Consider the following 22,993-nt stretch of genomic DNA (forward strand, 5'->3'; position numbering starts at 1 on the left):
GTTCGATGGCCGGAAAAAGGCAGAATCATTGCATGGCACGCCCCATGACAGGGCTTGGGACAGGGCTTGGGGCAGGGCTTGGCGAAAACATTACAGCAATGCTGTCGCGCCGCTTTTCCCGGCCCGCCAATCTCTCTACTCAGGATCGGCCATGAACCGCGCCGTCACCCCAAAATTGCCGTTCCTGCTGGGCGCGATCATCGCCATCGGCCCGGTCTCCACCGACATGTATCTGCCCGCCTTTCCGCAGCTGGCGCATGACATGCAGGACCAGGCGGCGCCGCAATATTCGCTGGCCGCCTATTTTCTGGGGCTGGCCGTCGGCCAGATGACGCAGGGCGCGCTTTCGGATCGCCTCGGCCGGCGCGGGCCGCTGCTGGCCGGGTTGGTGCTGTTCATCCTGGCCTCGGCCGGCTGCGTCATCGCCTGGAACACGCCCTCGCTGGTGGTCTTCCGCTTCCTCACCGCGCTGGGCGCCTCCGCCGGGCTGGTGATCCCGCGCGCCATGGTGCGCGACCTGGCGGATGGTCCGGCGGCGGCGAAGATGCTCTCCAAGCTGATGCTGGCGATGGGTCTGGCGCCGATCTGCGCGCCGATGATCGGCGCCGTCTGCGTCATGTTCGCCAGCTGGCGCTTCATCTTCGGGCTCTGCACCGCCTATGGCGTCGTCGCGCTGCTCTGCGCCTGGTGGCTGATCCCGGATACGCTGCCGCCCGCCCGCCGCTCGCGCCTTGGCGTCGGCGCGGTGCTGGTGCGCTATGTCGAGATCTTCCGCGAACGTGGCTTTCTCACCCATGCGGTCATCAATGCCTGCGTGGCCGCCTGTCTGTTCGCTTATCTCAGCGGCACCCCGCAGATCTTCGAGGAAAGCTTCCATTGGTCGAGCACCGGATACGCGCTGCTCTTCGGGGTCAATTCCCTGGCTTATATCGGCTATAGCCAGCTCAACCCGATCCTGGTGACACGCTTCGGCATCGCCCCGGTCATCACGGTGATGATCATCTGGCAGCTGGCCTGCACGCTGCTGCTGGTGCTGCTTTCGATCCTGCCCCTCGGCGGGCTGCCGCTGGCCGGCGGGCTGCTGCTCACCGAAGGGGCGTTTGGCCTGCTGCTGCCCTGCTGCATGGTCGGCGCGCTCACCCGCCACCAGAACCATGCCGGCTCGGCCGCAGCGCTGCTCGGCACGCTGCAATATGCCGGCGGCGCGGTGGCGGGGCTGGGTGTGGGCGTGCTGGCGGACGGCACCGCCCGGCCGATGGCACTGGTGATGCTCGGCTGCGCTGCAATCGCCGCGCTTGCCGCCACCAAGCGGCCGCGCTTAAGCTTCGGCCCAGCGGAGTGATTGATATGCAAACATCGATTCTGGTCGGCATCCCGGCCTGCACGAAACTGATCAACGGCTATATCCAGCACGCCACCCCGGCGCGCTATGGCCAGGCGCTGCTGGATGGCGCCGGCGCCATCCCGGTGCTGATCCCGCCCGAGGGCGAGGCGATGCTGCCGCTGCTGGACCGGGTGGACGGTATCATGTTCAACGGCTCCCCCTCCAATGTGATGCCGACCCGCTACGGCGCCGATTACGACGCCACGCCGGACGCGCACGACCCCGAACGCGACGCCACCACCCTGCCGCTGATCCGTGCCGCGATCGAGCGTGGCATTCCCATCCTGGGCATCTGCCGGGGCATGCAGGAGCTCAACGTGGCCCTCGGCGGCACGCTGTTCCAGGAAGTGCACAAGGTGCCCGGCCGTGCCGACCATCGCTCCGGTGACGGCGATAACGAGTTCCGCTTCCGCCTCCAGCACGAGGTCGCGCTCAGCGGCGAGCTGGCCCGGATTTCGGGGGCAACCTCCATCCAGGTGAACTCCCTGCACGGCCAGGCGATCGACCAGCTCGCCCCCGGTCTGGTGGTGGAAGCAACGGCACCGGACGGCACCATCGAGGCGGTGCGGGTGGAGGGGGCGAAAGCCTTTGCCCTGGCGGTGCAATGGCATCCGGAATGGGAAGTCACGCATTTCCCGGACCGTCTGGCGCTGTTCCAGGCCTTCGGTGCCGCGGCCCAGGCTTACGCGGCGCAGCGTTCAGCCCGGCTTGCCGCGTAATTTAGTGCAACAAGAGGGCCATGCGGGCCGGAGGCGGCTATAAACCCGCCTTAATCGCGCTATATCATCGGCGGTATCAAGGAGGGTCACATGGACATCCAAACCATCGACAACCAATACGACCAGTTGCAGAACCAGGCACGCCAGACCGTGATGGAGCTGCAGAATTTGGCGGGCAAGCTGCAAAATGCCGCCAATGCGGGCGACCAGAATGCGCGTGAATGGTTTCTCGACCTGAAGAGCATCGCGCTGGCCATCCAGGCGGAGCAGAATCAGGTCGCCAATCTGCTGCAGGCGCTGCACGGCTATGTCGCCAACCAGGCGCAGCAAGGCTATGGCCAGCCAGGCTACCCGCAACAGGGCTATCCGCAGCAAGGTTATCCGCAACAGGGTTATCCCCCGCAGGGCTATGCGCAGCCGCAGCAGAGCGGCGGTATTCTCGGCGGTTTCCTGAATTCCGGCTTCGGCCGCGCCCTGGAAATGGGGGCCGGCTTTGGCATCGGCGAAGATATCATCAATAAGATTTTCTAATGGTTTTGGGGCTGGGGTGGTGGCGACGTTGTCGTCTCCACCCCAGGCGTTTTTCGCAGCTTTTTGAAAAAAGCTGCACCAAAAACTTTTAGAATTTATACATCACCGCCAGCGAGACACTCTCGTCATTCGGCGTCTGGGTGATCGGGCTGTCCGCCGCGTCGCCCATCAGCCGCTGATAGCCGCCACTCAGATCCACCAGCACATGCGGCGTCACGAAATAGGTCGCCGAAATCCCAATCCCGGCCTGCTCAACCCCGCCATGCGCCTTGAAGAAATGATAGCGCGTGCTCGCCGCCTGGGTGTGGCTGACGCCGAAATAGGTGGTCATGTAGCGCGTATCCGCCAGCGTCACGCTCGGCCCCATGAACCAGGCGAATTTCCGCGAGCTGCCCGGCATCGGCATATAAGCGCCGATATCCCCGACATAGCCGAAGGACGCGCCCAGCTGCTTGCGCACATCCACCCGCAGCGTCAGCGGAAAGCTCTTGGAGAGCACTGTGGTGGCGAACAGCTTCACCTCGGGCGCCATATGGATGGTGCCCAGCCCGTTCAAATCCCGCCCATCCACATGCGGCGAGCGGCCGAGATCATAGGTCAGCGCCGTGCCCACCGAAATATGCCGGAAGCTGAACAGATTCACGCCCAAACCTTCGCCGGTGGAGAGGAAGGCGATGTCCTTATAACGTATATCGATCGCCGGGCCGCCCTGCACGGTGTAGCGGCGCAGCCCATCGGCCGCCGGCCCGAACTGGGCCCCGGCCCCTACCTCGACCTCCCAGGTCGGGATTTTCGGCTCGAACAGCCGTTGCAGCTGAACGCCGGAGGAATATTGCCATTCGGCCATGGCGGACGCGCTTTGCGCGGCGGCCGGGTGCAGTCCAGCAAGGCTAAATATGCCCATCGCGCCAACACCGCAGATCATCTCACGCCACGCCATCAAAACCCCATCCCGTCGTTGTTTGATGAGGCAGTATGACGAACTTGCCGCTTCAACGCAGCAGGGCGGAGGGCAATTAGGGGCATTTTTGCCCTGCGGTTTGATGAAATGACGGCAAGGCGACGAAGACGCCGCCTTGCCGTCTCGTGCTCAGGCGTAATCCGCCGCCTCGGTCTCGTCCTTATGCCGGTCATTCGCCATGGCGTTCAGCGGGAAGCTGAGCACATAGGCGATGAGCGCATTCAAGATCACGGTGGCGAAGGCGATATAGGCGGGCAAGGTATAGCCCGCGACATGGAACGCCCAGACGCCGCCGAAATTATTATGCGCAACCAGCCAGGTGGCGGTGACGATGCCCACCGCCCAGCCGATCAGCAGCGCCCAGCCGTTGAAGAAACGGGTGAACACCGAGAAGACGATGGCCGGGAAGGTCTGGATCACCCACATGCCGCCGAGCAGCTGCAGCTGCACCGCGAACTGGGTGGGAATGGCGACGATGAAGAACAGCGCGCCGACCACCATCACCATCGCGAAGATCTTCGCCACCAGCGTCTCGGCACTGCCTTTCGAGCGGCTGATGAAGGGCTCGTAGATGTCGCGGGTGAAGATATTGGCCGAGGCGATCGCCATGATCGCGGCCGGCACCAGCGCGCCGATGGCGATCGCCGCGAAGCCGACGCCGACGAACCAGTCCGGGAACTCATACATGAACAAAGCCGGCACCGCGAAGCTCGCCTTGAAATGGGCGAAGCCTTCGGCGAATTGCGGCATCTTGTCCACGCCGGTGGCCACCGCCATGAAGCCCAGCATCGCCAGCAGGCTCAGCAGGATGGTGTAGGCCGGCAGCAAGGCGGCATTGCGGCGCAGCACACGCGGCCCGGCGGAGGAGAGAATGCCGGTGGTGGTGTGCGGGTACAGGAACAGCGCCATCGCCGAGCCCAGAGCCAGAGTCGCATAGCCGCCATAGCTGCCCAGGCTGTGCGCCGGCGGGGCGGCCAGGATCAGCTTCGCCGGGTTCACCTTGGCGAAGATATTGCCGAACCCGCCAAGCGACATCGGGATCGCGATGATCGCGACGATCACGGTCAGATAGATCAGCAGATCCTTGACGATGGAGATCATCGCCGGTGCGCGCAGGCCCGAGGTCCAGGTGAAGGCGGCCAGCACGATGAAGGCGGCGATCAGCGGCAGATGCCCGGGAATGCCCAGCGCGCCGATGATCACCTGCATGCCGACCAGCTGCAGCGCGATATAAGGCATGGTGGCGGCAATGCCGGTCACGCCCACGGCCAGCGCCAGCCAGCGATTGCCATAGCGCCCGCGCACGAATTCCGGCCCGGTGATGTAGCCGTATTTATGCGCCACCTTCCAGAGCTTGGGGAACACCATATAAAGAATCGGGTAGCACACCACCGTGTAAGGCACGGCGAAGAAGCCCAGCGCCCCGGCCCCATAGATCAACGCCGGAATGGCGATGAAGGTATAAGCCGTATAGGCGTCGCCGCCGATCAGGAACCAGGAGATCAGCGTACCGAAGCGCCGCCCGCCCAGGCCCCATTCCTCGATATGGTCGAGATTGCCGCCCTTCCAGCGCCCGGCCATGAAGCCCATGATTATGACGGCGACGATGAGGATCACGAACACCGTGATCGCGACGATATGAGTCATTTGTCGGCGCCTTCCTTGTCTTCAACCTTATAGACGATCCAGATCATCACCGAGGATGCGATGACCACCAGCATCTGGAACCAATAGAAGAACGGAAAGCCGAACAGTGTCGGGTTGACCTTGTTATAAAGCGGCACCCAAAGCGCGATCACAAAGATGATCACGAAAAATAATAATCTGATCATTAGACCCCCCAGAACGTTGTTTATGCCAATGATCCGGCGGGAAAGATTTTGCAAGATTTCGCGGTGCTTTTTTGGAGGGCCTACCAATCGAGGCGGCTAAAGCCGGTCCGGTCCGGCGGGCCGGGGGCGAAACATTGTGTCGCGGGGCCGGTTTTCGGTAAATCGACCAGCAGCGCGCAGACCGTGCCGAAACCATCCGCGGGGGCGGGAATATTCAGCTGCTCCTCGCGCGATCCGCTGGCATCCGCCAGCAGGGTTTTCCAGTTTTCGCGAGGCTGCGCCTCGAAACGCGGCAAATGCCTGGCGATGCGCGGCAGCGCGCGTTCATTCGGCTCGCCGGAGGTGATCATGGTCACGCGCGCGGTGAGCGCCTGCGCGTCGATCAGCCCATCCCCGAGCCCTCGCAGCAGATAGGCCGCGCTGGCATCGGCGATCACGAGATTGAAGCTGCGATAGATCCCGGCATCCTGCCCGGCCAACGCGGCGGCGGCCTTATCCGCGCTGTCCCGCGCCAGCGCCAGCAGCGGCAATTCCCCCCGGCTGCGCTTGCCCGGCGCCGGCCCCAGCGTGCCGTGCCGGTTGAGCAGCGCCGCGAACACCCCCGCCCGGTTCAGCGCCGCCCAGGTGCCGCCGCCCAGCCGGTCCCGCCCGCCGCAAATGCCCGGCCAATATTCCGCCGGCGCGTCCCAGGGCCGGTTTTTCATCTCATCCCGGTTGGCGGCAATGAAGATCCCCGCCGCGTCCCGGTGCAGGATGATGCTACACATTCAGCGCATCCCGGATCATCTCCAGATGGTCCGGCACCGCCAGATTTTCGGGCTTCACCTCCGAGGCCGGTAGGATGCTCACCGCCGTGGCGTCGTCCCCGGCCTTGAAGGGAATATCCCGCAAATCTCCCGATAATTTCACCCGAAAGGCGAGGGTGGAGACGGTGAACAGCTCATTCTTGCGCACCGGTGTGCCGGGCAGGTTGTTCCAGGCGCGGCGAATATCGAACGGGCGCACATGCCGGCGCGCGCCCAGCTGCGTCACCCGCGCGCGCGCCAGCAGCGCGGCGCTGATCCCGGCCTCCTCGCGCAGCTCTCGTAGCGCTGCGATTTCGGAGCGCTCCACCCCGCCCGGCACCGCATCCAAAAGCCCGCCCGGTAGCGCCTGTTTACCGCGTCCTGGGTTATGCAGCCTCGTGATAAGCAAAATCTGGCCTAAATCGTCCAGCAGCACCGCATCGGCGGCATGCACCAGCCAGACCCGCACATCGGCGCCGTCCGGCAGGCGCAGAAGCCCCAGATCATTGGCGACTTCGGTGGGTTCATCGGGGAATTGGCCGGCGGCGCAGCGCGCCATGATCTCGGCCTGCAGGCGCGGATCGGCCAGCATATGATCCAGAAAAAGCTCATCCATGCCGGGAGCTTACACCAATGAAATGGCTCGCCAAAAAATCAGTGCCGCCAACTGAGAGCGAGATGCCCTGAACGCCCGGCGCGGCGCGTCAAACCGTCTGCAGCTGCTCGGTTTCGGTCTGTTTGGCGCGGCGAAGGCTGCGTTTGGCACGCGGCGGCCGCGGCGGCGCATTGCGCGCCATGCCCAGAATGCCCGCCACCACCAGCCCCAGCGGCAATAGCGTGAAGCTGCCGCCGAACAGGATCGCCATCAGCGTCCCTCGGCCGATCAATGACGAGCCGGCCAAGGTGCGGAAGGGGCTGCCATCCACACCGGCCGGCGCCATGCCCGAAAATCCCAGCCCGAGAGCCAAAGCGACAAAAGCGGCGGCGAAAAGGGCGAGCAAGGTCAGGCGCATGCGCCCCCTAAACCGCACTCAGCCCGCCCGCGCCAGTCCTTTTTCGGCAAGGCTGCGTTGAGCCTCAGCCAAAAACGCGCTTGAAGATGGTATCCACATGCGCGTGGTGCATCTCGGCACTCATCGCCTTGTCGATCGCCTCCACCGGCACCCGGGCCGCCACCTCTTCATCGGCCAGCAGATTCTCGCGGAAGCTCTTGGCGTCGGGCTGGCCGAGCCTGGTCCAGGTCGCCATCGCGTTGCGCTGGATGATCTTATAGGAATCCTCGCGGGAGAAGCCGGCCTTGGTCAGCACCAGCAGCACCTCGCCGGAATGCACCACCCCGCCCAGGCTCTCGACATTGGCGGCCATCTGTTCGGGGTAGATGGTCAGCTTGTCCATCATCCCGGCCAGACGCACCAGGGCGAAATCCAGGGTCACGGTCGCATCCGGGCCGATGCCGCGCTCCACCGAGGAGTGCGAGATATCGCGCTCATGCCACAGCGCCACATTCTCCATCGCCGGGATCACCGCGGCGCGCACCAGCCGGGCGAGGCCGCAGAGATTTTCGGACAGCACCGGGTTGCGCTTATGCGGCATCGCCGATGAGCCCTTCTGCCCGGCATGGAAGAATTCCTCCGCCTCGCGCACTTCGGAGCGCTGCAAATGCCGCACCTCGGTCGCCAGACGCTCCACCGAAGAGGCGATCACCCCCAAAGTGGCGAAGAAGGCCGCATGGCGGTCACGCGGGATCACCTGGGTGGACACCGGCTCGGAGGCCAGCCCCAGCTTCTCGGCCACATATTCCTCAACGCGGGGATCCACATGCGCGAAGGTGCCGACCGCGCCGGAAATCGCGCAGGTGGCGATCTCGGCCCGCGCCGCGATCAGACGCTGCTTATTGCGGGCGAATTCGGCATAATGCCCGGCCAGCTTCAGGCCAAAGCTGGTCGGCTCGGCATGGATGCCGTGGCTGCGGCCGATGGTCAGCGTGTATTTATGCTCCTTGGCGCGCTTCTCCAGCGCCGCCAGCACCTTATCCAGATCCGCCAGCAGCAGATCCGCCGCTTGCGTCAGCTGCACGGCGAGGCAGGTATCCAGCACGTCCGAGGAGGTGAGGCCCTGATGCACGAAGCGGCTTTCCTCGCCCACGCGCTTGGCCAGCCAGGTCAGGAAGGCGATGACGTCATGGCGGGTGACGGCCTCGATCTCGTCGATCTCCCGCGTATCCGCCTCGGTGAAGGCGGCCATCGCGACATCGCCCTTCTCGCGGATCACCCGCGCCGCCTCGGCCGGAATCGCGCCCACCTGCGCCATCGCCTCGCAGGCATAGGCCTCGATCGCGAACCAGATCCGGTACTTGTTTTCCTGGGTCCAGATGGCGGCGGCCTCGGGGCGGGTATAGCGGGGGATCATCGGGCACTCCTGCGGCGAAACGGGGGAAATCTGCGCCTCGCCTAATCAGTTGCGCCCGCATTGACAAGACATGCCGGACTGAGACACCTCCCGCGCATGGATATACTCAGCCTCGCCGCCGTCCTGGCGCAGATCCTGCTGATCGATCTGGTTCTGGCCGGGGATAACGCCATCGTCATCGGCATCGCCGTGGCGCGGCTGGCGCCGGAGCAAAGGCGTGTGGCGATTCTGGCCGGCATTGGCGGCGCCACCATCATCCGGATCATCTTCGCGCTGCTGGCGCTGAAGCTGCTGGCGGTGATCGGCCTCACTTTGGCGGGTGGGCTGCTGCTGCTCTGGGTGGTGTGGAAATCCGCCCGCGAGCTTTACGCGCATCGCCAGAGCGTGGCGGTCAGCACCGCCGCCCCCGCCAGCCTGCGCGCCGCGATCTGGAAGATCGTCGTCGCCGATCTCTCGATGAGCCTGGATAATGTGCTGGCCGTGGCCGGCGCCGCGCATGACCATCCCTGGCTGCTGGCGGTGGGGCTGATCGTCTCGGTGGCGCTGATGGGGGTGGCGGCCAGCCTCGTGGCACGGATCATGCAGCGCTTCCCCTGGGTGGCCTGGGGCGGCATCGCCATCGTCGCCTATGTCGCCTTGCAGATGATCTGGGAGGGCTGGCACCAGGTGGCGCCGCATTTGGCGCATGTGTTGCACTGAGCCGCGCCTGACGCAGAGTTCATCCACCGGTTAGCCGCAGCGGCTAAAATTCTCTTTGCAGAATGAAGCTGGTCGGTTCAGCCTTCTGACATAAGCCACGGCTCCGCCGTGGCGCTCCGCTTTGACGCAAAAATATTTTAAAAGGATCGCGCATGGGGACCGAACCCACTGAAACCATGAATGCCGCGCAGAAGCGCGCCTGGCTGGAATCCCATGAGGAAGGCTACCATAAGGGGCTGAAACCGAGGCAGGTGCAGATGATCGCCATTGGCGGCGCCATCGGCACCGGGCTGTTCCTGGGGGCTGGCGGGCGTCTGCAACAGGCTGGCCCGTCTCTGGCGCTGGTCTATGCGGTATGCGGCATTTTCTGCTTCTTTATCATGCGCGCTTTGGGCGAGCTGGTGATGCACCGCCCCACCTCCGGCAGCTTCGTCTCCTATGCGCGGGAATTCATGGGCGAGCGCGGCTCCTTCATCGCCGGCTGGATGTATTATTTGAACTGGGCGATGACCGGCATCGTCGATACCACCGCCGCCGCCCTCTATATGAAATATTGGCATATGTTCGATGGCGTGCCGCAATGGCTGTTCGCCTTCATCGCCATGGCGATCATCGGGGCGATGAACCTGATGGCGGTGGGCTGGTTCGGCGAGATGGAATTCTGGTTCTCGCTGATCAAGGTCGGCGCGCTGGTGCTGTTCCTGATCATCGGCGTGGTCTTCCTCCTCATCGGCCATCCGGTGGCCGGCACCGCGACCGGGCTGCATCTGATCGCCGATCATGGCGGCATCTTCCCGCACGGGCTGCTGCCGGCGGTGGTGCTGATGCAGGGCGTGGTCTTCGCCTATGCCGGCATCGAGCTGGTCGGCACCGCGGCGGGCGAGGCGCAGGATGTGAAGCGCATCCTGCCGAAGGCGATCAACGCGGTGATGTACCGGATCGGCATTTTCTATGTCGGCTCCGTGGTGCTGCTGGTGCTGCTGATGCCCTGGAGCGCCTATAAGGCCGGCACCAGCCCGTTCGTGACCTTCTTTGGCTCGCTCGGCGTGCCCGGCATCGGCACCATCATGAATCTGGTGGTGCTGACGGCCGCGCTCTCCTCGCTGAATTCCGGGCTCTATTCCACCGGGCGGGTGCTGCGCGCGCTCTCCATGGGCGGCTCGGCGCCGGATTTCGTCGGCAAGATGAACAAGGCCAAGGTGCCCTATGGCGGCATCGTTGTGACGCTGGTGATCTATTTCTTCGGGGTGATCCTGAATTATCTGGTGCCGAGCCAGGTGTTCGAGATCGTGCTCAATGTCGCCTCTTTGGGCATTCTCAGCACCTGGGCCTTCATCATCATCTGCCAGATGAAACTGCGCCGCGCCCAGGCCAATGGCAGCGTGCCGAAGGTGGAATTCCGCATGCCGGGCGCGCCGGTGACCTCATGGGCGACATTGGCGTTCCTGCTGGCGGTGCTGGTGCTGATGGGCTTCGATTACCCGGACGGCACCTTCACCGTGGCGCTGATCCCGCTGGTGATCATCTGCCTGGCGGTGGGCTGGTTCGTGCTGAAGCGATCCGCGCTGTTCAGCCCCACCGCGCCCTCGGCGCTGCTCACCGAATTGCTCGGCGATACCGAGGTGAAGGACTGAACCTCCAATCCAGGCCCCAGCCAGTCATGGCGGGGCCTGGCTAGGGGGATTGGAGAAAGATCAGAGGGGCGACGGCGGTGTTGCATCCGCCCCGGCATTTTTTGCAGCTTTTTGAAAAAAGCTGCACCAAAAACTTTTACCCTATCGGTGCTTCCGGATAGGCCAGCTCATGCCGCGCCCGCCAGTCGGGCGTCACGTAATTCACGATCAGCGTGCGCCGCACCCCGGTGATGGGGCGTTTCTCGAACCCGTGCCAGCTATCCGTCCCCGGCACGAAAATCAGCCCCTGATTGCGCCCGGATGGCGCCGGGCCGAGCCAGGCTTCAGGGCTCGCATAGATGTCTGTCCCCCAATCCTCCCCCGCCGGCGGGTCGTTCAGATAGATCAGCAAGGTGAAGAATTTCGCCCCGATATCGGTATGCGGCTCCAGCCAGAACCCATCGCGATCCTGGCAATATTCGATGCGCAGAAAACCGCCGCGCAGCCGCGCGCCGGTCAGGGCCTGCAGCCTGTCGGTGACCTCTTGGCCTTGAAAGGCGCGGGCGAGGGCGGCGCAGGCCGGGTACGCCGCCCGTGCCCCCGCGCCGAAAAACAGCCGGGTGGAATTATGCGTCTCGCGCCGCCCCTGGGTGTCGCCGATGGCGGGCGGGGCGAGCGGCAGGGCGCAGATTTCCTCGGGCAACGCCTCTGGCAGCACATGGCGGAGCAGCCAGTGCGGATAGGGCGCGGCCTGCGCCTGGGCCGCGTCCAGGCTGGCGAGGAGGGAGGGGGTAACCGGCAGCTCAAGCATAATTGAGCAGACGCTTGGCCTGGGCAGAGAGGCGGTGGCGCATCAGCTCGCGCTGGGCGGCAAAGCCACTGGCCATCCAGTTGATCATCACATAGCGCCGCACCCCGACGAACGGCTCATGCCCGTGAAAGGAATTATCGCTGCGCTGAAAAGCAACCAGCGTGCCCAGGCTGGGCGGCACCTCGGTGATGATGTCATTAAGATCATCCGCCGCGCGCAGCAGCCGTAGCCGCCCGCCCTGGGATTGCCAGTCCTCGTTGAAATAGAGCAGGGCGGTGATCAGCTTGGTCTCGCTGTCGGTATGGATGCGCCCGTCCTTTTCCTGGGCGCGGCCGCGGATGGTCACCATGGTCGGCCGGCCGGTGAGGTCGATGCCGAATTTGCGCGAGACGGCCAGGGTCAGCGCCGGGCCGGTCAGCTCGTCGATCAAAGCGGCGAAGCTGGGGCCGGGGCGGGTGGCCTCCACCGGCAGCAGCCCGGCATGGTCGATGGCGGGGAAATCCCGCAGCACCGCCTGTTTCTGATCGGCGATGATGAAATCGCTCACCACCATATGCTTGAACGGGGCGGTGGTCAGCTTGGTCTGGGCGAACCGGTCGAGATCGAGAATCGGCATGGGAGATCCAGTCCTGGGATAGGCCGGAGCTAGGCGTGTTGCCGGCCTATCTCATTGACCTGGATCAAGCTTGGCCGGCGGCATTTGGCCTTTATTAAGCTTTTCGCCGCATCCTGGCCGGAGCGAAGATTGGACCACAGGCCTTCCCAGATGTTTTCCGGCAAACCTCCCAGCCCGTTCGATAGCGCCGCCTTCAGCAAGGCGCTGCTGGCGGAACGCCGGGTCGCACCGCGCTTCGGGGTGATCAAAAGCGCCAAGCTGCTGGTCGGGGAAGGCTATGCGCAAGGGGTTTATGATTGTCTGGTGCTGGATGAATCCGATACCGGCGCGCTGGTGGATCTCGGCACCGTGGTCAATCTGCCCGAGGAGATGGTGCTGCAGGTGGCCGGCGGGGCGCAACGCCGGGCACGGCGCTGCTGGGCGGTGGGCAGCAAGGCCGGGCTGGAATTTTTCGGCGCGCCGCTGCGCTCCAGCGAGGTTGCGCGCGGCATGCAGGAGGTGGCGCGGCTGATCGAGAGCAAGGGGCTGGCGGCTGGGATGATCGCGCTGCGCGGGCTGGCGTTTTTCGATGAACCGGCGCTGCGCGAGGCGGCTTTGCAGGCCGAGGCCGCCTGCGCGAAATTGTCGGATTTATTGAAGGGTTAGAGGCTGTTTCAAAAGTCGCTATGGTGAGTCGTCAAGTGGTGATTTGCGAGCACCGGAGCGCAGCAGGAACAGGTTGATGCCGGGGACATGCGCCCAGAGCCGGTAATGCGCGGCCAGGGCGGCCTGCAGCTCGGTATAGACATCCGGATCGGTGGTGGCTGGGTCGGGCGGCCAGCTATGGGTGGCGATGATCTGCGGGCGCTGCGCCAAAATCCGCGTCACTTCCTGCACCGGGTTGACCCGGGCGACGCCGGGCAGGGTCCGGCCGGTCAGCTCGGAGGGCAGCACGAACCGGGTCGGCGGCGTCAGCCCGGTCAGCGCGTAGAGAATCGGCTGCGAATCGAAGACATACAGGCTGTTCGGCGCCGCGGCGCGGATCAGCCGGGCGGCGGCCCGCACGCTGTCCGGCCCGGTAAACGGGGCGAAAGCCTGCCAGGCGGCGAGGCAAAGCTGGGCGGCGATCGCCAGGGCGGCGAGCGCGCGGGCCATGCGCCAAGGCAGCCGCGCCAGCGCCAGCCCCGCCGCCACGCAGAGCGGCGGCAACAGCTCGAGAAAATAATGGTCGTAGAAACTCTTAGCACTCAGCGCGCCGAGCAGGGAGGCCAGCAGCCAGAGCGGCAGGAACCAGCGCGGCCCGCTGCCTCGCGCTGTGAGCAGGCCGGCCAGAGCCGCGAGATAGAGCATCCCCCAGCGCCCCGCCTGTTGCGCCGCCGCGAAACGCGCCTGCGCCCAGGAAAACGGCACCCCGGCGCGGCGGAGATTGGCGAGGATCGCATCGTCCCACAAAAGCCCGAAGCGACCGGCGGCGAGATAGAGCAAGGCGGCCGCCAGCGGCGGCAGTGCCGCGCCGAGCGCGCCGGCCAGTACCGCCCGCGTGCCGCGCAACCGCCAGAGCAGTGCCAGCACCAGCAGCGCCTCCGGCGCGCAGACATATTTCACCATCACCCCAGCCCCCAGCCCGAGCCCCGCCAGCCAGGCCGGGCCGCCGCGCAGCACGCACAGCACCGCAAGCGCGATGCAGCAGGCCATGAAGGGTTCGGTATTGGCGGAAAGCCCGTCATTGGAAAGCCCGGCCAGCAGCGCCAGCAAGCCCGCCGCCCAGCCGGCTGAGGCCCGGCCGCCCAGCGCCATCACGATGCCCCGCACCGCCCAGCCCTCCAGTCCCAGGCAGAGCGAACTGGCGATGCGGATCGCGGCGATGCCGGGGATGATCGCCTGAAAAACCGCGAACATCGCATAGATGCCCGGCGGCTTGTTGTCCCAGATCCGGGTATAGGGCAGGTGGCCGGCCAGCCAGTCCCGCGCCATCAGCACATACAGGCTCTCGTCCCAGTCCAGCACCGAGCGATGCAGCACCGCCAGCCGCAGCAGCACGGCCAGGAGCAGAAAACAGGCGACAGGCCAGGCGCGTCTCACCGGGAATTTGTCGCATGCGGGCTTGGCGCCTGTCCATCTGTCGGGTGCTTGCCTTGGGCGCGGGGCTTCGGCACATAGGGGCGCGCACGGAGGAGTGACATGAAGCTTTTCGCCTATTCCCTGACCGCCTCTCTGTGGGCCGCATCCCTGCTGGCCGGGCCCATGGCCCTGGCGCAGCCGGCCAGTGACGATCCGACCGGCCCGCAGCCCAAGCTGCCGACCCAGCCTCTGCAGATCAAAACCGCCGCCGGCAAGGTTTTCAACTTCACCGTCGAAATCCCCAAGACCCAGCAGCAGCAGGATACTGGCGAGATGTTCCGCACGGACATCCCGGCCGATAGCGGCATGCTGTTCATCTGGCCGCAGCCGCAGAGCACCGCGATGTGGATGAAGAACTGCCCGGTGCCGGAGGATATGGTGTTCATCGGCGCCGATGGAAAAATTGTCTCCATCGCCGAGATGACCGTGCCTTATTCGCTGAAGCCCATCGCCCCGCCGGAGCCGGTGAAGGCGGTGCTGGAGCTGCAAGGCGGGCTGACGGCGAAGGATGATATCAATGTCGGCGATCAGGTGATTGCCAAGCCCTTCCCGGGGAGCTAAGTCCCCGGGGCAGTTCGGGGCGTGGCGCAGCCTGGTAGCGCGCTTGTTTTGGGTACAAGAGGCCCCCGGTTCGAATCCGGGCGCCCCGACCAGTCAGGAGTGATGTTGCATGCGGGCTCGTATCTTTCTTCCTCCCAAATCGGCCATGCAGTCCGGTCTGGCGCGCACCCATCGCTGGGTGCTGCAATATGAGCCGGAGAAAGCCAAGATCCGCGACCCGCTGATGGGCTGGACCGGCTCGGACGATATGCGCCAGCAGATCCGCCTGAGCTTCGAGACCAAGGAGGCCGCCATCGCCTATGCCGAGGCGCAGGGCATTCCGTATGATGTCGAGATCCCGCCGGCGCGGGTGCATAAGCCGAAATCCTATGCCGATAATTTCCGCGCCGACCGCAAGGAAAACTGGACCCACTAATTCGCAAAAGTTTTTGGTGCCGCTTTTTTCAAAAAGCGGCGAAAAACGTTTGGGTGGTGACGGCGGCGTTGCATACGCCCCACCGCTCTTCACCGCTTTTTTGTAAAAAAGCGGCACCAAAAAACTTTTATAACTTTATTCAGGATTCAAAAACGACATGGCCAACCTGCCCGAGCCAATTCTCGAAATTGGCGGCGTGCGCTTCGGCAACAACCTTCCCATGGCGCTGATCGCCGGGCCCTGCCAGATCGAAAGCGCCGCTCACGCCTTCGAATGCGCCAGCGCCCTGAAAGAGATCGCCGCACGCCTGGGCATCGGCCTCGTCTTCAAATCCTCCTTCGACAAAGCCAATCGCACCTCGCTGAAGGGCAAGCGCGGCGTCGGGCTCGATGCCGCCCTGCAGATCTTCGCCGATATCAAAGCCAAGCTCGGCCTGCCGCTGCTGACCGACGTGCATGAGCGCGAGCAATGCGCCCCGGTGGCGCAGGTGGTGGATATTCTGCAAATCCCCGCCTTTCTCTGCCGCCAGACCGATCTGCTGATCGCCGCCGCGCAGACCGGCGCGGTGGTGAATGTGAAGAAGGGCCAGTTCCTCGCCCCCTGGGACATGAAGAATGTCGTGGAAAAGCTCACCGAGTCCGGCAACCCCAAGGTGATGCTGACCGAGCGCGGCACCAGCTTCGGCTATAACACGCTGGTTTCGGACTTCCGCGGTCTGCCGTTGATGGCCGGCTACGGCGCGCCGGTGATTTTCGATGCCACCCATTCCGTGCAGCAGCCGGGCGGGCAGGGCGGCTCCTCCGGCGGGCAGCGCGAATTCGTGCCGGTGCTGGCCCGCGCCGCCGTGGCGGTGGGGGTGGCCGGGCTGTTCATCGAGACCCATCCAGACCCGGACAACGCCCCCTCCGACGGCCCGAACATGATCGCGCTGAAGGATTTCGAGGCGCTGGTGGCGCGGCTGATGGCGTTCGACGCGGTGGCCAAGGCGTGAGCGAGCTTTCCGCGCGGGCGCGGATGCTGCGCACGCTGGATATCGAGATGGAGGGGCTGGCGGCGCTGCGCGCGGCTCTGGACGGCGCGCTCGGCGATGCGTTTCTGGCGGCGGTGGAGGCCATCGAGCAGAGCGGCGGCTCCGTCATCGTCACCGGCATGGGCAAGTCCGGCCATATCGGCAAGAAGATTGCGGCCACCTTGGCCAGCACCGGCACCCATAGCCATTTCGTGCATCCGGCCGAGGCCAGCCATGGCGATCTCGGCATGGTCGCCCCCAATGATGTGGTGCTGGCCCTGTCCTGGTCCGGCGAGGCGCCGGAGCTGGCGAATATCATCAACTACGCCAAGCGCTTCGGCCATAAATTGATCGCCATCACCGCCCGGCCGGAGAGCGCCTTGGGGCGGTCGGCGGATATCGGGCTGTTTCTGCCGGCCGCCGAGGAAGCCTGCCCGAACAAGGTGGCGCCGACCACCTCGACCACGATGACCCTGGTGGCCGGCGACGTGCTGGCGGTGCTGCTGCTGGAGCGGCGCGGCTTCACCGCGACGGATTTTCGCCGCTTCCATCCTGGCGGCAAGCTCGGCGCCCAGCTGATCAGCGTGAGCCAGCTGATGCATAAAGGCGCGGAAATGCCGATCATCGGCCAGGAGACCATGCTCTCGGCTGGCATCGTGGAGATGACCTCGAAGCGCTTCGGCATTGCCGGGGTGGTGGATGGGGCAGGGGCGCTGATCGGCGTGCTGACGGATGGCGATCTGCGCCGCGCCTTCCAGGCCGGGTTCAAGGATATGCCGGCGCGTGAGGCGATGGGGCGGCGGCATCCGCCGCACACGATCACCGCCGATGCCATGGCCGCGCAGGCTTTGGCCCGGATGAGCGACGCGCAGATTACCTGCATGTTCGTGGTGGAGGAGAGCAAGCCCGTCGGGCTGCTGCATATTCACGATCTGCTGCGCGCGGGCGTGGTTTGATGTTCTAAACATGTCTGGGGCGGCGGCGAAGGGTCCGCCCCCCGGTGCGAGGCCGCCAGAGGCCTTTTCCTGTTAACAAAGCGGCGAAAAGGTTCGGGCGCGCGGCAGCCTGAGAGCCGCATGGCCCATTTTATCGCTCAGGACGCCTTATGGAAATCCTGCTCGGGCTGTGGCGTCATCGCCGGGGCGGCCTCGCGGGGGGTGGGAGCGGCGAAGCCTTGCGGGGCCGTGGCCGGGTGGGGATTGGCCGGGTCGGGCCGGCGAAAGCGCGGCACAGCCCAAAGTATCACGTTCTGAAGAGCCTGGCTGCTCATATTGGTCTACCTTTTCTGCGCCGCTTATTCGGCGCTGCTGGACGTGCCGGATATGGTAAATTTTAGCGCCTGAATATGGTGGAAAAGGTTAAGATTCAGAGAACTGCGTAAACATCTTTGAATATTCACGCCCGCATCGCGCGGCCCTGGCCTCAGCGGTCCTAGCCGAGCCGTCGCATATAGATCAACAACCTCACCGCGACAATGTTTTTATTATACGTTCAGAGGTGGTGTCAGCGGCCGGTCTCTCCGTTGCGTCCGGCAGTGGGGATGCGCCGCTTCGTTTCCGGGTCGAGCAAATCGTTCATGGCCACTGGTCGGCGGGCCGGGGAGGGGCCGGCATGTAGCGAGTTTATCCCCCACCTGCTAAGAGGCCAGCCCATGACAGAGAAGGTGCGGATTGTTTCGATGACGGGCTTCGCCCGCGCCCAGGGCGAGCACGGGGCGGCGAGCTTCGCCTGGGAGCTGCGCAGCGTGAACGGGCGCGGGCTGGATGTGAAATTGCGTCTGCCGAGCGGGCTGGAGGCGTTGGAGTTTCCGCTGCGCGAGGCCGTGGGCAAGGTGCTGAAGCGCGGCAATGTCTCGGGTACGCTGAGCCTGAAGCGCGAGGCCGCGAACGAGGTGCAGCCGGATATGGCGGTGCTGGCGCGGATCAAGGCGCTGGCGATCGAGCTGGCGGATTCGATCCCCGGCGCGCTGCCGCCCCGCGCCGAGGCGCTGCTGGGCCTGCCGGGCGTGATGCGCTCCACCGCCCCTGAGGAGAGCGAGGCGCAACGCGCGGCCTTGGCTGCCGCCGTGCAGACAGGCTTTGCCGAGGCGCTGGCCGGGCTGGCGCGGGCGCGCGCCGATGAGGGCGCGAAGCTGGACGAGATTTTGCGCGCCAATCTGGCCGAGATCGAGACGCTGCATGCCCAGGCCTTGAGCCTGGCCGCGCAGCAGCCTGAGCTGCACCGCGCCCGGCTGAGCGCGCAGCTGGCGGAGCTGCTTGGCAATGCCCCGGGCTTTCCGGAAGAGCGGCTGGCCCAGGAGATCGCGCTGCTGGCCACCAAATCCGATGTGCGCGAGGAGCTGGACCGGCTGAGCGCGCATATCGCCTCCGCCCGCGCGCTGCTGGCCGAAGGCGGCGCGGTGGGGCGCAAGCTCGATTTCCTGATGCAGGAATTCAACCGCGAGGCGAACACGCTATGCAGCAAATCGGCGTCCACCGAACTCACCAATCTCGGCCTCGCGCTGAAGGCTGCCATCGAGCAGCTGCGCGAGCAGGTGCAGAACGTTGAGTAGGCGCGGGCTTTGTCTCGTCCTGGCCGCACCGTCTGGTGCGGGCAAGACGACGCTGTCGCGCGCGTTGCTGGAGATTGACGACCAGCTCTCGCTCTCGGTGAGCGTGACGACGCGCGAGCGCCGCCCCGGCGAGAAGGAAGGCAAGCATTATTTCTTCATCACCCAGGCGCGTTTTGACGAAATGGTGGAGCAGAGCGAGCTGCTGGAATATGCAAGAGTGTTCGGCCGTTCCTACGGCACGCCGCGCCAGCCCGTGGAAGCGGCCTTGCGCGAGGGGCGGGATGTGATGTTCGACATCGATTGGCAGGGTTTCCGGCAGCTGCGCGCCTCTTTGGGGGAGGATGTGGTCGGCGTCTTCATCAAGCCGCCCTCGCTGGAGGTTTTGCATAACCGGCTGGTCAAGCGCGGCGACACGGCCGAGCAGGTGGCGCACCGCATGCAGCATGCCGAGGCCGAGATCAGCCATGCCGGGGAGTTCGACTATATCGTCGAGAATCACGATCTCGACGTGGCGCTGGCCGATATCCGCGCGATTCTGCGCGCCAGCCGGCTGCAGACGAAGCGCCAGGTTTAAAGCGGGCCGCGCAGGGGTCACTGATTTGTAAAGCCCCTGCGCGCATGCTATAAAACCGGCAGAATGCGGAAAATTTTTGCCTGTAAAATCAATATCTTCGTCCCGTCTGCCGGCACGGCAAACGGGCTCCACCGCGACTCTGCGCTGACATGAGCGAGATCACCAACGAGCCGGGCGCGGGGCCGCTGACGCCGCGCGGGCAGGAGCCGGTTTCCATCGAGCAGGAGATGCGTAAATCCTATCTGGATTACGCCATGTCCGTCATCGTCTCGCGCGCGCTGCCCGATGCGCGCGACGGGTTGAAGCCGGTTCATCGCCGCATTTTGTATGCGATGAACGAGGCCAACAACACGCCGGACAAGCCCTACCGCAAATCCGCCCGCATGACCGGCGACGTGCTGGGTAAATACCATCCGCATGGCGACCAGGCGGTGTATCTGGCGGGCGTGCGTCTGGCGCAGGATTTCTCCATGCGCCTGCCGCTGATCGACGGTCAGGGGAATTTCGGCTCCATCGACGGCGATAACCCCGCCGCCTCGCGTTATACCGAAATGCGCCTGGCCCCGCCGGCGATGCTGCTGCTGGCCGATATCGACAAGGACACCGTCGATTTCCAGGCCAACTATGATGAAAGCGAGCAGGAGCCGAAGGTTCTGCCCGCCGCGTTCCCGAATCTGCTGATCAACGGCGCCGGCGGCATCGCGGTGGGCATGGCCACCAATATCCCGCCGCACAACCCCACCGAGATCATGGATGCGGTGCTGGCGATGATTTCCAATCCGGAAATCACGCTGGAAGAGCTTATGAAAATCGTGCCCGGCCCGGATTTCCCGACCGCCGGCATCATTCTCGGCCGCTCCGGCATTCGCAACGCCTACGAGACCGGGCGCGGCTCCATCATCATGCGCTCGCGCGCGACGATCGAGCAGATCCGCAAGGATCGCGAGGCGATCATCGTCACCGAAATCCCGTATCAGGTGAATAAATCCACCCTGCTGGAGCGCATCGCCGAGCTGGTGCGGGCCAAGGAGATCGAAGGTATCGCGGATCTGCGCGATGAGTCGGATCGTGAGGGCATGCGCATCGTCATCGAGCTGAAGCGCGATGCGACCGGCGAAGTGGTGCTGAACCAGCTCTACCGCCTGACCTCGCTGCAGCAAAGCTTCGGCATCAACATGCTGGCGCTGGACCGCGGCAAGCCGCGGCAGATGGGCCTGCGCGAGTTGCTTGGCCTGTTCATCGAATTCCGCGAGGAGGTGATTCTGCGCCGGGCGCGGTTCGACCTCAACAAGGCGCGTGACCGGGCGCATCTGCTGATCGGGCTTGGCATCGCGGTGGCGAATATCGATGAGGTGATCCGCCTCATTCGCGCCGCCCCTGATTCCAACGCGGCGCGCGCGGCTTTGATGGCCCGCGACTGGCCGGCGGACGATGTGCTGCCGCTGCTGGCCCTGGTGGATGATTCCGGCAATGCCGTGGCGGCGGATAACACGATCAAGCTGACCGAAGCCCAGGCGCGCGGCATTCTGGAGCTGCGCTTGGCCCGCCTGACCGGGTTGGAGCGTGAGAAGATCCAGGCCGAGCTTGCGGAAGTCTCCGACAAGATCAAGGAATTTCTGGAGATCATCGGCAGCCGCATCCGCAGGCTGGAGGTGATGCAGACCGAGATCGTCGCGGCGAAGGACAAGATCGGCAGCGCGCGCAGATCCTCGATCGAGGATCTGGACGCGGATCTGGACGATGAAAGCCTGATCGAGCCGGGGCAGATGGTGATTACCCTGACCCGCGACGGCTTCATCAAGCGGACCCCGCTGGAGGTGTTCCGCCAGCAGAATCGCGGCGGGCGCGGACGCTCGGCGGCGGCGACGCGCGGGGATGACATCGTCACCCGCAGCTTCAACGCCCATACGCACCAATTCGTGCTGTTCTTCTCTTCCGGCGGCAAGGTGTATCGCGAAAAGGTCTGGCGTCTGCCGGAGGCGGCCGCGAATACCAAGGGCCGGGCCTTGGTGAATCTGCTGCCGGAGCTGGGTTCCGATCAGATCACCACGGTGCTGCCGCTGCCGCAGGATGAGAGCCTGTGGGAAAATCTGCATCTGGTCTTCGCCACCTCGTCGGGCAATGTGCGCCGGAACAAGCTTTCGGATTTCCGCAATGTCCGCGCCTCCGGGCTGATCGCGATGAAGCTGGATGAGGGCGATCATCTGATCGGTGTGGCCACCTGCCGGGATGGGGATGATGTGTTCCTCGCCACCAAGCTGGGCCGCTGCATCCGCTTCCAGATCAGCGATGAGACGTTGCGCGTGTTCTCCGGGCGGGATTCCACCGGCGTGCGCGGCATCAAGCTGGGCAAGGATGACGAGGTGATGAGCCTGTGCGTGCTGCGCCATGTCGAGGCCAGCGTGGAAGAGCGCGCGGCCTATCTGAAGCAGCGCAATGCCGCGGCGGATGAAGAGGGCGCGGCGCCCGAGGAGAGCGACGAGGCGGTGGCCGAGATCGCGATCTCTGAAGAGAAGATCAAGGAACTTGGCGAGGCGGAAGAAATTCTGCTCACCGTCACCGATTCCGGCTTCGGCAAGCGTTCTTCGGCCTATGAATATCGCGTCACCGGCCGTGGCGGCCAGGGTGTGGCCAACATCACGCTGAATGCCAAGCGCAACGGCAATGCCGTGGCGGCGAGCTTCGCGGTGCGCCCGGGCGATGACGTGATGCTGGTGACCGATGGCGGACGGCTGATCCGCGTGCCGGCGGACCAGGTGCGCCTGACCGGCCGCACCGCGATGGGTGTGACACTCTTCCGTTTGGATGACGATGAGCGTGTCACCTCCGTTTTCCCCGTGTTGGAAGATGAGCAGGCGGAGCCTGAGGAAAATATCGATGGCTGAACGCGTCGCGCTCTATCCGGGCACCTTCGATCCGATCACCAACGGGCATCTGGATATCATCACCCGCGCGACGCGGCTGGTGGACAGGCTGGTGATCGGGGTGGCGGTGAATATCGGCAAGGGGCCGATTTTCAGCCTGGAGGAGCGCGTCGCGCTGGTCCGCGCCGAGGTGGCGGGGATTGCCGGGAAGGCGGGAATTCCGGTCGAGGTGCATCCCTTCTCCTCGCTGCTGATCGATTTCGCCCGCGAGGTGGGAGCCGGCATGATTGTCCGGGGCCTGCGCGCGGTCTCCGATTTCGATTATGAGTTTCAGATGGCCGGAATGAATTACCGGCTGGATTCCAAGATCGAGACGGTGTTTCTGATGGCGAGCGAGACGCATCAGTTCATTTCCTCGCGGTTCGTGAAGGATATTGCCGCGTTCGGTGGCGATATTTCCAGCTTCGTGCCGAAGCAGACCTGCGAGGCCACCCAGGCAAAACTGAAGGGGAAAGCATGACCACCCGCCGCACCTTTATCACTGCCACAACCGCTACAT

The 22,993-nt window shown here is 64.8% G+C and carries 25 protein-coding genes and 1 tRNA gene; 15 read left to right on the plus strand and 11 right to left on the minus strand.

Annotation, left to right across the window (positions count from 1 at the left end):
- The first annotated feature begins 151 nt into the window (after nt 1–151).
- The 3 genes from ACZ46S_RS02905 to ACZ46S_RS02915 all read left to right on the plus strand — a co-directional run bounded on the left by ACZ46S_RS02905 (nt 152) and on the right by ACZ46S_RS02915 (nt 2,634).
- Nucleotides 152–1,342, plus strand: coding sequence for a multidrug effflux MFS transporter (locus ACZ46S_RS02905; RefSeq protein ID WP_464063290.1), 1,191 nt, complete (start codon nt 152–154; stop codon nt 1,340–1,342).
- Between the two features lie 5 nt (nt 1,343–1,347).
- Entirely contained in the window at nt 1,348–2,103 is a 756-nt protein-coding gene (locus tag ACZ46S_RS02910; RefSeq protein WP_295741442.1) for a gamma-glutamyl-gamma-aminobutyrate hydrolase family protein, read from the plus strand.
- 90 nt (nt 2,104–2,193) lie between these two features.
- Nucleotides 2,194–2,634, plus strand: coding sequence for a hypothetical protein (locus tag ACZ46S_RS02915; protein ID WP_464063291.1), 441 nt, complete (start codon nt 2,194–2,196; stop codon nt 2,632–2,634).
- 88 nt (nt 2,635–2,722) lie between these two features.
- Here the strand turns inward: ACZ46S_RS02915 and ACZ46S_RS02920 are convergent, their stop codons facing one another.
- From ACZ46S_RS02920 to purB, 7 genes are all read right to left on the minus strand, one after another.
- Nucleotides 2,723–3,481, minus strand: a complete 759-nt coding sequence (locus ACZ46S_RS02920) for a MipA/OmpV family protein (RefSeq protein WP_026438680.1) — start codon at nt 3,479–3,481, stop codon at nt 2,723–2,725.
- Between the two features lie 243 nt (nt 3,482–3,724).
- Complete coding sequence (gene mctP, locus ACZ46S_RS02925; protein ID WP_464063292.1) at nt 3,725–5,242, minus strand: monocarboxylate uptake permease MctP; 1,518 nt, start codon at nt 5,240–5,242, stop codon at nt 3,725–3,727.
- On the minus strand, nt 5,239–5,427 hold the full coding sequence (locus tag ACZ46S_RS02930) for a DUF3311 domain-containing protein (RefSeq protein ID WP_295741452.1): 189 nt from the start codon (nt 5,425–5,427) through the stop codon (nt 5,239–5,241). Before ACZ46S_RS02930 ends, mctP begins: the two co-directional genes overlap by 4 nt.
- A gap of 80 nt (nt 5,428–5,507) precedes the next feature.
- Entirely contained in the window at nt 5,508–6,194 is a 687-nt protein-coding gene (locus ACZ46S_RS02935; protein ID WP_295741454.1) for an NRDE family protein, read from the minus strand.
- A complete protein-coding gene (locus tag ACZ46S_RS02940; RefSeq protein ID WP_464063293.1) occupies nt 6,187–6,828 on the minus strand; it encodes an NUDIX domain-containing protein in 642 nt (213 codons plus the stop codon). The genes ACZ46S_RS02935 and ACZ46S_RS02940 overlap by 8 nt, the downstream gene beginning before the upstream one ends.
- An 88-nt stretch (nt 6,829–6,916) precedes the next feature.
- Entirely contained in the window at nt 6,917–7,225 is a 309-nt protein-coding gene (locus ACZ46S_RS02945; RefSeq protein ID WP_464063294.1) for a hypothetical protein, read from the minus strand.
- A gap of 64 nt (nt 7,226–7,289) precedes the next feature.
- On the minus strand, nt 7,290–8,621 hold the full coding sequence (purB, locus tag ACZ46S_RS02950; RefSeq protein WP_464063295.1) for an adenylosuccinate lyase: 1,332 nt from the start codon (nt 8,619–8,621) through the stop codon (nt 7,290–7,292).
- Between the two features lie 96 nt (nt 8,622–8,717).
- Between purB and ACZ46S_RS02955 the strand changes: the two genes are divergently transcribed.
- On the plus strand, nt 8,718–9,320 hold the full coding sequence (locus ACZ46S_RS02955; protein WP_464063296.1) for a YjbE family putative metal transport protein: 603 nt from the start codon (nt 8,718–8,720) through the stop codon (nt 9,318–9,320).
- A gap of 176 nt (nt 9,321–9,496) precedes the next feature.
- The gene (locus ACZ46S_RS02960) at nt 9,497–10,954 is read left to right on the plus strand and encodes an amino acid permease (RefSeq protein ID WP_295742687.1); all 1,458 of its coding nucleotides are present in this window, start codon (nt 9,497–9,499) and stop codon (nt 10,952–10,954) included.
- Between the two features lie 136 nt (nt 10,955–11,090).
- On the opposite strand, the gene ACZ46S_RS02965 is transcribed toward ACZ46S_RS02960, so the two are convergent.
- Both ACZ46S_RS02965 and ACZ46S_RS02970 read right to left on the minus strand, forming a co-directional pair.
- Nucleotides 11,091–11,744 carry a 2OG-Fe(II) oxygenase gene (locus ACZ46S_RS02965; RefSeq protein WP_464063297.1) on the minus strand — a complete coding sequence of 218 codons (654 nt, stop codon included), beginning with the start codon at nt 11,742–11,744 and terminating at the stop codon, nt 11,091–11,093.
- Entirely contained in the window at nt 11,737–12,360 is a 624-nt protein-coding gene (locus tag ACZ46S_RS02970) for a 2OG-Fe(II) oxygenase (RefSeq protein WP_295742608.1), read from the minus strand. The genes ACZ46S_RS02965 and ACZ46S_RS02970 overlap by 8 nt, the downstream gene beginning before the upstream one ends.
- Before the next feature lie 129 nt (nt 12,361–12,489).
- Between ACZ46S_RS02970 and ACZ46S_RS02975 the strand changes: the two genes are divergently transcribed.
- Nucleotides 12,490–13,005: a hypothetical protein gene (locus tag ACZ46S_RS02975; RefSeq protein WP_295742611.1), complete on the plus strand. Its 516-nt coding sequence runs from the start codon at nt 12,490–12,492 to the stop codon at nt 13,003–13,005.
- Nucleotides 13,006–13,023: 18 nt separating this feature from the next.
- Here the strand turns inward: ACZ46S_RS02975 and ACZ46S_RS02980 are convergent, their stop codons facing one another.
- Nucleotides 13,024–14,421, minus strand: a complete 1,398-nt coding sequence (locus ACZ46S_RS02980) for an ArnT family glycosyltransferase (protein ID WP_464063298.1) — start codon at nt 14,419–14,421, stop codon at nt 13,024–13,026.
- A 99-nt stretch (nt 14,422–14,520) separates the two neighbouring features.
- On the opposite strand from ACZ46S_RS02980, the gene ACZ46S_RS02985 reads away from it, so the two are divergent.
- The 5 genes from ACZ46S_RS02985 (at nt 14,521) to ACZ46S_RS03005 (ending at nt 17,401) form a co-directional block, all read left to right on the plus strand.
- The gene (locus ACZ46S_RS02985; RefSeq protein WP_295742617.1) at nt 14,521–15,021 is read left to right on the plus strand and encodes a DUF192 domain-containing protein; all 501 of its coding nucleotides are present in this window, start codon (nt 14,521–14,523) and stop codon (nt 15,019–15,021) included.
- Nucleotides 15,022–15,036: 15 nt separating this feature from the next.
- A tRNA-Pro gene (locus tag ACZ46S_RS02990) sits at nt 15,037–15,113 on the plus strand.
- Nucleotides 15,114–15,130: 17 nt separating this feature from the next.
- Entirely contained in the window at nt 15,131–15,436 is a 306-nt protein-coding gene (locus ACZ46S_RS02995; protein WP_026438692.1) for an ETC complex I subunit, read from the plus strand.
- A gap of 157 nt (nt 15,437–15,593) precedes the next feature.
- Nucleotides 15,594–16,427, plus strand: a complete 834-nt coding sequence (gene kdsA / locus ACZ46S_RS03000; RefSeq protein WP_464063299.1) for a 3-deoxy-8-phosphooctulonate synthase — start codon at nt 15,594–15,596, stop codon at nt 16,425–16,427.
- Nucleotides 16,424–17,401 (plus strand): KpsF/GutQ family sugar-phosphate isomerase, encoded by a 978-nt coding sequence (locus ACZ46S_RS03005; RefSeq protein WP_295742624.1) that lies wholly within the window; start codon nt 16,424–16,426, stop codon nt 17,399–17,401. Before kdsA ends, ACZ46S_RS03005 begins: the two co-directional genes overlap by 4 nt.
- Nucleotides 17,402–17,538: 137 nt before the next feature.
- Here ACZ46S_RS03005 and ACZ46S_RS03010 read toward each other — a convergent pair whose 3' ends face one another.
- On the minus strand, nt 17,539–17,715 hold the full coding sequence (locus tag ACZ46S_RS03010) for a hypothetical protein (RefSeq protein ID WP_464063300.1): 177 nt from the start codon (nt 17,713–17,715) through the stop codon (nt 17,539–17,541).
- Nucleotides 17,716–18,096: 381 nt separating this feature from the next.
- Between ACZ46S_RS03010 and ACZ46S_RS03015 the strand changes: the two genes are divergently transcribed.
- The 4 genes from ACZ46S_RS03015 (at nt 18,097) to coaD (ending at nt 22,954) form a co-directional block, all read left to right on the plus strand.
- Nucleotides 18,097–18,996, plus strand: coding sequence for a YicC/YloC family endoribonuclease (locus ACZ46S_RS03015; RefSeq protein WP_464063301.1), 900 nt, complete (start codon nt 18,097–18,099; stop codon nt 18,994–18,996).
- The gene (gene gmk, locus ACZ46S_RS03020; protein ID WP_295742633.1) at nt 18,989–19,570 is read left to right on the plus strand and encodes a guanylate kinase; all 582 of its coding nucleotides are present in this window, start codon (nt 18,989–18,991) and stop codon (nt 19,568–19,570) included. The genes ACZ46S_RS03015 and gmk overlap by 8 nt, the downstream gene beginning before the upstream one ends.
- A gap of 149 nt (nt 19,571–19,719) precedes the next feature.
- On the plus strand, nt 19,720–22,455 hold the full coding sequence (gyrA, locus tag ACZ46S_RS03025; RefSeq protein ID WP_464063302.1) for a DNA gyrase subunit A: 2,736 nt from the start codon (nt 19,720–19,722) through the stop codon (nt 22,453–22,455).
- Complete coding sequence (gene coaD / locus ACZ46S_RS03030; protein WP_464063303.1) at nt 22,448–22,954, plus strand: pantetheine-phosphate adenylyltransferase; 507 nt, start codon at nt 22,448–22,450, stop codon at nt 22,952–22,954. Before gyrA ends, coaD begins: the two co-directional genes overlap by 8 nt.
- Nucleotides 22,955–22,993: the final 39 nt, after the last annotated feature.

It is taken from the genome of Acidocella aluminiidurans (assembly GCF_055383125.1).

Bases quoted from the DNA above. Each gene is read 5' to 3' on its own strand.
- ACZ46S_RS02910 (WP_295741442.1), top strand. From the start codon at position 1,348: ATGCAAACATCGATTCTGGTCGGCATCCCGGCCTGCACGAAACTGATC.
- kdsA (WP_464063299.1), top strand. From the start codon at position 15,594: ATGGCCAACCTGCCCGAGCCAATTCTCGAAATTGGCGGCGTGCGCTTC.
- ACZ46S_RS02985 (WP_295742617.1), top strand. From the start codon at position 14,521: ATGAAGCTTTTCGCCTATTCCCTGACCGCCTCTCTGTGGGCCGCATCC.
- ACZ46S_RS02915 (WP_464063291.1), top strand. From the start codon at position 2,194: ATGGACATCCAAACCATCGACAACCAATACGACCAGTTGCAGAACCAG.
- ACZ46S_RS02920 (WP_026438680.1), bottom strand. From the start codon at position 3,481: ATGGCCGAATGGCAATATTCCTCCGGCGTTCAGCTGCAACGGCTGTTC.
- ACZ46S_RS02995 (WP_026438692.1), top strand. From the start codon at position 15,131: ATGCGGGCTCGTATCTTTCTTCCTCCCAAATCGGCCATGCAGTCCGGT.
- ACZ46S_RS02930 (WP_295741452.1), bottom strand. From the start codon at position 5,427: ATGATCAGATTATTATTTTTCGTGATCATCTTTGTGATCGCGCTTTGG.
- ACZ46S_RS02940 (WP_464063293.1), bottom strand. From the start codon at position 6,828: ATGGATGAGCTTTTTCTGGATCATATGCTGGCCGATCCGCGCCTGCAG.
- ACZ46S_RS02935 (WP_295741454.1), bottom strand. From the start codon at position 6,194: ATGTGTAGCATCATCCTGCACCGGGACGCGGCGGGGATCTTCATTGCC.
- gyrA (WP_464063302.1), top strand. From the start codon at position 19,720: ATGAGCGAGATCACCAACGAGCCGGGCGCGGGGCCGCTGACGCCGCGC.
- ACZ46S_RS02905 (WP_464063290.1), top strand. From the start codon at position 152: ATGAACCGCGCCGTCACCCCAAAATTGCCGTTCCTGCTGGGCGCGATC.
- ACZ46S_RS02960 (WP_295742687.1), top strand. From the start codon at position 9,497: ATGAATGCCGCGCAGAAGCGCGCCTGGCTGGAATCCCATGAGGAAGGC.
- ACZ46S_RS02970 (WP_295742608.1), bottom strand. From the start codon at position 12,360: ATGCCGATTCTCGATCTCGACCGGTTCGCCCAGACCAAGCTGACCACC.
- ACZ46S_RS03015 (WP_464063301.1), top strand. From the start codon at position 18,097: ATGACAGAGAAGGTGCGGATTGTTTCGATGACGGGCTTCGCCCGCGCC.
- coaD (WP_464063303.1), top strand. From the start codon at position 22,448: ATGGCTGAACGCGTCGCGCTCTATCCGGGCACCTTCGATCCGATCACC.
- ACZ46S_RS02965 (WP_464063297.1), bottom strand. From the start codon at position 11,744: ATGCTTGAGCTGCCGGTTACCCCCTCCCTCCTCGCCAGCCTGGACGCG.
- mctP (WP_464063292.1), bottom strand. From the start codon at position 5,242: ATGACTCATATCGTCGCGATCACGGTGTTCGTGATCCTCATCGTCGCC.
- ACZ46S_RS03010 (WP_464063300.1), bottom strand. From the start codon at position 17,715: ATGAGCAGCCAGGCTCTTCAGAACGTGATACTTTGGGCTGTGCCGCGC.
- ACZ46S_RS02945 (WP_464063294.1), bottom strand. From the start codon at position 7,225: ATGCGCCTGACCTTGCTCGCCCTTTTCGCCGCCGCTTTTGTCGCTTTG.
- ACZ46S_RS02955 (WP_464063296.1), top strand. From the start codon at position 8,718: ATGGATATACTCAGCCTCGCCGCCGTCCTGGCGCAGATCCTGCTGATC.
- purB (WP_464063295.1), bottom strand. From the start codon at position 8,621: ATGATCCCCCGCTATACCCGCCCCGAGGCCGCCGCCATCTGGACCCAG.